Genomic DNA, 7,484 nt, shown 5'->3' with positions numbered 1-7,484 from the left:
CGGGCTTTGTTGAGTTTTTGCTCTAAGGCTTCAATTTCTAAATCCATATCCGATAAGATGGTGGCGATACGGGTTTGCTCGGAAAAGGATGGAAGTTTTATTTCAATTTGTTCTAATGTGTTTTTATTCAAACTTGGAACACCTGATGCTTCATTATATTCTTTCCATGCTATCAGTAAAAATTGATAATAAATATATTTTGGAATTACGCCATTAAATGAATGCGTAAAAAACAGAGTATCAACAGTCCAGAATTTTCCCTTTAAAAAGACAGGCTTATCGATTGTTCCTTTACGACCAATACCAACTGATTCTACATCATACAAATATTCATTCACATAAGTCATTACTCCTCCTGTTCCATAAACAGGAATTTCACCAGACTTTAAATGTTTGTAATCTCTACCACTACCAAATTGTAAAATATCCCCCAACTTCTTCACCTCCCAATCTTCCTTCGGCGTCAACAACTCCTGCATCACACCTTGTTTGATAAGGCGTTTTTTGGCTAAAACCTGTTCGATACTAACAATCCAAGCATCGCAATCACTTAATGCCGCTGCAATGGCTTCTTGCTCGGCGAGGGGAGGAAGACCGATTCGGATTTGCTCTAAAGTATTTTTATTTAAACTCGGAACACCCGATGCTTCATTATATTCTTTCCATGGAATTCTATTAAATTGATAAAAAACAAATCTGGGAAAAGTGTTAATAAATGAATGAGTAAAAAATAAAGTATCAACTGTCCAAAACTTCCCTTTTAAAAAAACTGGTTTATCAATTGTACCTTTTCTTCCAATTCCAACTGATTCACCATCATATAAAAATTCATTCACAGAAGTCATAAAACCTCCCGTTCCATATACAGGAATTTCGCCACTTGATAAATGTTTATAATCTCTTCCACTTCCGAATTTTAAAATTTCATGTATTTCAACAACTTTCCAATCCTCCGGAATCAAACCAATCTCCGTTTGCTTCATTCCTTTAACTTTATTGTTTTCTTTGGTGGAATGGATTCCCGCTTCGCTCCAATTCATTTTATTCTCCGTTACCATACCAATCCCATTTTTTGAAGATGAGACGATACTTTTTCTGAGGCTTTAGCAAGTTCAGCTTCCAATTCCGGTAAAGTCGTCGCATAGCGTTCTGCCAAGGCATGAATGTGCTGGGTCAAGCCTTGTGAGATTTTATCTTGTTCTTGGTGTAAAGTGGATAATAAATGGGCTTCCCATTTGTGGTTCAATACCAAGTCTTTGATATCGGCTTCGCTCAGTTTTGCGTATTTGGCAATGACTTCTTTTTCTAACTTCGCTTGTAATGCTTTTATCGTTGCATTCGATTTCTTGATGTCATCGGTGGCATCCATATAGTTCTTCAAAATTTCCATTTCGCTTAGTGATTCCTTATTGCCATATGAAGCGCTAGGCTCGGCAGCCATCGCTAGTTCTTCCTTCTGTTTTAGCTTGTATAACTTACCAACTTCGGTGGCATTTACTTTATCTAAATCGGCAAATAATCCCTCGTCACCACTTTGCTCTTCTTCAATTTCTATCAAAAGAGATTGACTACTTTCGGTTGTTTGCTGCGCTTCTTCTATCTTATTTAAAATAGATTTGAAATACACTTCGCTAATTAATTCAGGTGAGATCATCCGGCCTACTATACCAGCCAATCCTGCAACTTCCTTATCTTTTCCGGGTTTGCCGTCTTTGCCTTTCTTTCCTTTGATCACGGTTCGCTGCCATTCATTTCCAGCTTTCCAACCATCCAAAGAAATGGAGTACACATCGTCTTGCATCACGTCTTGCCAATAACTCATCAGGTACTGGTACAAATCATAAGCTTCTACAAAACTATTGTTTTCAAAAGCTTGCAAAAGACTTTCGCTCATTTCGGCAATGAGTTCTTTGCCGTTCAAATGTTCTGCCATGTGTTCCCAAACCTGCATTTGTTTCCCCAACCATGAATGATAAGTGACGTCTAAAATGGCATTAAATGCTTTAAATTCATGATGTTTAAAAATGGTGTTTTTGATGGCACCCAATTCTACATTCAACTGCATATAGCCCTCACGCAAAGGAGAGAATAAATCATTTTTAAGATTTGGATAGACATTCCAATAGGTTTGCATCGCTTCCAAATCACGCACTGGAATCCCACCTTGCAAATGCGCCAATAAGTCTTGGACATCTTCGGTTTCCTGAGTATCGATATACCGAGGAATATTTAAGTTATAGTCGTTTTTGGCATCTGCAATTTCACTCATCGGTACCATGCGGCTGTACTTAGATACTTCTTGCATATCGGTAAACACATCCGTAATCTTTCGTAAATCTTGTTCACGCAAACGGTTTTTATTGCCATCTTTTAAAAAGCCTTTGCTGGCATCCATCATAAAGATGCCTTTGCGATGTTCGGCATTTTCTTTGTCCAACACAATAATACAGGCAGGAATACCCGTACCATAAAACAAGTTGGCTGGCAACCCAATTATCCCTTTGATGTACCCTTTCTTTAAGACGTTTTTACGTATTTCGCCTTCTGCATTTCCACGAAACAAAACACCATGTGGTAATACCACGGCTGCTTTTCCTGTTTTCTTCATGGATTGTAGAATATGCAGTAAAAAGGCATAATCGCCATTTTTCTCAGGCGGCACACCCAATTCAAAACGATTGTATTCGTCACTTTCGGTATTCACGCCGTTGCTCCAACTCTTCAATGAAAACGGCGGATTGGCAACTACATAATCAAAACGCTTCAGACTGCCATCCTGTTCTTTGTAAGCAGGACGTGTCAAAGTATTATCCGCTACTATTTCTGCTGTTTCTGCACCATGCAAAATCATGTTCATGTGTGCTAAGTTGGCGGTGGTAGTTTCTTTTTCTTGTCCGTAGAGGGTAATAGACTTTCCGGCTTCGTTGGCTACTTTCAACAACAACGATCCTGAACCGCATGTTGGGTCATAAGCTGTAGTTTGCGTTGTGGCATTGTTAAACGTAATGCCGATGACTTTGGCCAAAATGCGAGAAACTTCAGCCGGAGTATAAAATTGTCCTTTTGATTTTCCAGATTCTGTAGCAAAATGACGCATTAAATATTCGTAGGCATCACCTAAAATATCATCGCCTTCAGCTGAGTTTTTAGAGAAATCTAAAGCGTCATCATTAAAAATACGTACCAAGTTTGAGACGGTATCTACCAAATCTTTTCCTTTTCCTAATTTGTTTTCATCATTAAAATCAGGAAAATCATTCAGTCCATTGGCTTCTTTGATCGGATTTAGAATTTCTTTGTTGATTTTATCTCCAATCTCGGTATTTCCAATCAAGTTGACCATATCATCAAAAGAAGCACCTTCTGGAATTTCGATGGCGAAGTCTTGGTCTTGTTTTGCTTTATCTGAAATGTACTTCACAAATAACATCGTGAGTACGTAATCTTTGTATTGAGAGGCGTCCATGCCGCCACGTAATTCATCACAACTTGCCCAAAGTGAGCGGTATAATTCTGTTTTCTTTATTGCCATAAATGTGTTTTGTAACCTATAACGGTATCTAATCTTTACTTTTAAATTGCATCACTATACTCCCCTCATCTCTTATCTACTAATTCTCAGACCTATACGACATCAATACAACCTGAAATTTGGCAAAAAATGAAACAAGAAGCCAAGGAAGAAGTATATTGTTCCTCCTTGATTTCATGATGTTGTTGCCAATATCGGAATTAATTATAAGAATTCGAACATAAGGTTGAAAGGCAATTAAAAAATGACACTTCGGAGTCTTCCCAAGTGAGTTACATGTTTTTCACGCTTCACTTTAACTTCAATCCCTTTTAATTATTCATGCAAAATAACCTACCACACCTCACACAAATCAAACCCCTCATAGTCCAATAATAGCTTTTGCCAGTTAAAAGACGTTTTAATTATAGAAACCTTTTCACCTCCAACAGTTTCCAAATTTAAATCTTCTACATGCTCCTCTAACGCCAATCCTTTTTCTGTATAGTAGCTGTATTCCTTAATCAGACCTTGAAGAGATTCCTGTATCCCCGGATCTAACCGATCTGGATACTCCAGATAACGGATGCCGTGAATTAAGAATTTCTCTACAGATTTTTGCGACAGATTTTCGATAACCACATATATTTCAATCCCTTTGTCAAAGTCAGGAGAGGATTTAAATTTGGCCGCATTCCCAAGTTCTATGGCATTACCAGAATCGAGGTAAGTTTGTAAATCGATTCGTGCTTGCGCATCGGTGCTTTGCTCCTTCCCTAACCCATCGTATAACACATCCAAAATGCTGAAATAATGTTTAAAAGCATTCGCTCTAGCCAAAATCGGACTGGTGTTTTTAAATCTCGTTTTCGTTTCTACTATATCCGTATAAGTTGGTATTCCAATTGAGATTTCATCATGAATATTCGGAACTTCTCTGCGCCAATATTTGGATTCTACTAGATAATAAATGTTGGTATTCATAGTATTGGTTTTTGTTATCTTCATTTTCTCTAATAATTTAAATTCTTTTAAATTCTATTACAACCACTCCATAATATTTTCCAATAAAATAATATTCTGATTTAAATAGGTTTTGTCGCTATGCTCAAAATTTAGCTGTTTGCAATTTATGCTCATGGTTTCAAAAACATTGGCTATAAAAACATCTAAATCTTCAATATAATAGTCGGATTGTGGATTTTTTGACATCTCTATAAATTGCACAAAACGAAACGCAGTTTGCAAAAAATGATATCCTTCATTTAGACCAAGTTCTTCCAATTGATAAGAGGTGCCCTTACTTATGGTGTTGGCCGTCGTCGCATTCACAATGATGCCATTATTCACCATTACCTCAAACATTTTTTGATCATTTAATCCCGTTTGGAATGTGAGCAATTGAGAAGGATTTCTAGTTTTAATTTCAGATATATTCTTACTATCTGAAATTTCTGCAAGCACATGCCTCAAAATGGAAATCAGGATTAAAGAGTTTCCTCCGTCCACAACTTCTAAATTCTTATCATCGCACCTTTTTACGATTAAAGTTTCTAAAGCATAATTCAATATCAAATGGTCTTCTGTGGATTCGACTTTTTTAAGTGCAAACACTGTTAAAAGCTGTTTCCAAAAAGTGTCAATTTGAGGTTCATTATAAGTATAAACATCATGATAGATCGGTATGGAGTAGCTTGTGCCGCTATTAAATAATGCTTGTAATCGCACTTGTTTTGATTCAGATAAATAATGGGAAGTACGCTTTCTACTTTTATAATTTGAATTGCGAACAGCTATATAATGATGAAGAAACATCCTGTATTTTAACAACCCAATCCGCAATCCTTCCAACTCTATAATAGTTACGTTTAAGTCGTTTTGAAATGCTAATTGCTCCATTTTATCTAGTACCTCCAAAATTATTTCTTCAATGCCACCATAATTATTACAACTAATTTCATTTTCTAAGGCATCCCATATACATCTACTACCATAACCAAACAAATTGATTTTATAAAGTTTACTTATTTGAGAACTGTAAAAATGAGGCGTCAAACTTAGGGTCTCGATTTGTAACTGTAACCACTTGGTAAATTCTTTTTGGAGTAAGTAATCATTTTTCATAATAGTATTTAAAATTTAGTTTTTCCTAATGTTATACAAATAAAGGAACTGACTTCGCCAAATGATGTCGTACTAAAAAAACAGCTTTAAAATTAATGTGAACAGCTTGTTTTATTCTTCTGTTCTTCTATTTTTGAAATAAATATCAACTATGGCCAATTATAAAGTTCTCAAGCGATTAAATTGTATTGCACAGCTGATTAAGTCCTATCCAGACATCACTAATAAAAATCTCTTAGAACGTTTGGGCAATGATTATGATGTAGATGTTTCCGAACGTACATTTGAACGTGATAAGAGTATTTTAGAGTCGGACTTTGGTATTGCAATCAAGTATAACTATACTACACTTGGCTATAGTATCCAAGAGAACGAAGAGGCCTTGAATCAGTTTTTCAAGTTTGCCAAATTTGCCGCAATGGCCGAGGTGTACGAAAGCGGCATTAAAGATTATAAATCATTTCAAAAATGGATACTTCCTGAAGATAGTTCTGGATTTGATGGCGTACAACATTTCGAGAAATTGATTCATGCGGTTTCTATAAATTATAAGCTCACATTCCTAACGGAAAATTATTACGGGGAAACAAAAAAGGAATACACCGTTTCTCCACTATGCCTTAAGGAATATGCAAATCGCTGGTATTTAATTGCAGTGGCTGATGGAGAAAACGACATCCGAAATTTTGGTATTGATAGACTATCTGATCTTAAAATAGAAAACAAGAATGCACTAATACTCGAAAATTTCCAAGAGCAGTTAAAGCAATATGACGACGTGGTAGGCTTAAATTATACAGAAACCACACTAGAAAATATTGAGCTGAGAGCACACAACAACCAGATCAAATACTTGCGCAGTTTACCTATTCATAAATCTCAAATCTGTATCGATGGCTCCAACGACTGGGGAACAGCTACTTATAAACTGAAACCTAATTACGAATTTGAAATGCAAATTTTAAAACTGGGCAACATGGTAGAGGTCATAAAACCAGAATGGTTTAGAGATAAAGTAAAAAAGCATATTAGTGAAATGTATGCGCTGTATAACTAATACGGATTGTGATTTTCTGAAAAAATCTATGACCATTCTGTTCTTTAGTCTGAATTAGCAGTCATCAATCATCAATCAAAAATCAAAAATCAACAATCACAAATCGTAAATCCAAAATCGTATATCGTAAATCCAAAATCGTATATCGTAAATTTTCATTGTCAAAAATAGTCATCAACTTTTGTAATTAGCAGTCATCAATCAAAAATCAACAATCACACATCGTAAATCCAAAATCGTATATCGTAAATTTTCATTGTCAAAAATAATCATCAACTTTTGTAATTAGCAGTCATCAATCAAAAATCAACAATCAACAATCACACATCGTAAATCCAAAATCGTATATCGTAAATTTTCATTGTCAAAAATAGTCATCAACTTTTGTAATTAGCAGTCATCAATCAAAAATCAAAAATCAAAAATCAACAATCACACATCGTAAATCTAAAATCGTATATCGTAAATTCAAAATCGTATATCTAAAATCGTATATCTAAAATCGAATATCGTAAATCCAAAATCGTATATCGTAAATTTCACCCCCCTCTCCCTCTACCTCCTAAACAACACCCACCACGGCAATCCCCACCCCATTCTGCGCATGCAACAAATACATCTTCCCATCAACCTCCTGATAATAGCGAATCCCTAATACCGCGATTTGGATCCCCAATCCCGTAGGGAAACTTCTAGGCGTCATACTCAAGGTAGTGTCCGCAAAGTCTTTGGGTAGCATTTGCGGATCAGCCATGTGCAGCTGATACTCCATAGTCTCAAAATTAAAATCCA

The 7,484-nt window shown here is 35.9% G+C and carries 5 protein-coding genes and 1 pseudogene; 1 reads left to right on the top strand and 5 read right to left on the bottom strand.

Annotated features, from left to right (window positions below):
* The 4 genes from ABIQ28_RS14650 to ABIQ28_RS14635 form a co-directional block, all read right to left on the bottom strand.
* Positions 1-1,058: restriction endonuclease subunit S (locus ABIQ28_RS14650; protein ID WP_348038603.1), on the bottom strand; the 1,058-nt coding region annotated here is incomplete at its 3' end.
* Entirely contained in the window at positions 1,052-3,532 is a 2,481-nt protein-coding gene (locus ABIQ28_RS14645) for a type I restriction-modification system subunit M (protein WP_348038601.1), read from the bottom strand. The genes ABIQ28_RS14645 and ABIQ28_RS14650, both read right to left, overlap by 7 nt.
* Before the next feature lie 333 nt (positions 3,533-3,865).
* Positions 3,866-4,495: a hypothetical protein gene (locus ABIQ28_RS14640; RefSeq protein WP_348038599.1), complete on the bottom strand. Its 630-nt coding sequence runs from the start codon at positions 4,493-4,495 to the stop codon at positions 3,866-3,868.
* Between the two features lie 57 nt (positions 4,496-4,552).
* On the bottom strand, positions 4,553-5,635 hold the full coding sequence (locus ABIQ28_RS14635) for a hypothetical protein (protein WP_348038597.1): 1,083 nt from the start codon (positions 5,633-5,635) through the stop codon (positions 4,553-4,555).
* A gap of 151 nt (positions 5,636-5,786) precedes the next feature.
* On the opposite strand from ABIQ28_RS14635, the gene ABIQ28_RS14630 reads away from it, so the two are divergent.
* Positions 5,787-6,692, top strand: coding sequence for a WYL domain-containing protein (locus ABIQ28_RS14630; protein ID WP_348038595.1), 906 nt, complete (start codon positions 5,787-5,789; stop codon positions 6,690-6,692).
* A 562-nt stretch (positions 6,693-7,254) separates the two neighbouring features.
* Here ABIQ28_RS14630 and ABIQ28_RS14625 read toward each other — a convergent pair.
* Positions 7,255-7,484 (bottom strand): annotated as a pseudogene (locus ABIQ28_RS14625) (hypothetical protein); the annotation flags it as partial.

It is taken from the genome of Gelidibacter sp., assembly GCF_039916245.1.
Lineage (GTDB): Bacteria > Bacteroidota > Bacteroidia > Flavobacteriales > Flavobacteriaceae > Gelidibacter.
The sequence above is the reverse complement of the archived record's forward strand: the minus strand, read 5'-3'. Positions and strand labels throughout refer to the sequence as shown.

Excerpts from the sequence above, each read along its gene's own strand:
- ABIQ28_RS14640 (WP_348038599.1), bottom strand. The coding sequence starts at position 4,495 with ATGAATACCAACATTTATTATCTAGTAGAATCCAAATATTGGCGCAGA.
- ABIQ28_RS14630 (WP_348038595.1), top strand. The coding sequence starts at position 5,787 with ATGGCCAATTATAAAGTTCTCAAGCGATTAAATTGTATTGCACAGCTG.
- ABIQ28_RS14635 (WP_348038597.1), bottom strand. The coding sequence starts at position 5,635 with ATGAAAAATGATTACTTACTCCAAAAAGAATTTACCAAGTGGTTACAG.
- ABIQ28_RS14645 (WP_348038601.1), bottom strand. The coding sequence starts at position 3,532 with ATGGCAATAAAGAAAACAGAATTATACCGCTCACTTTGGGCAAGTTGT.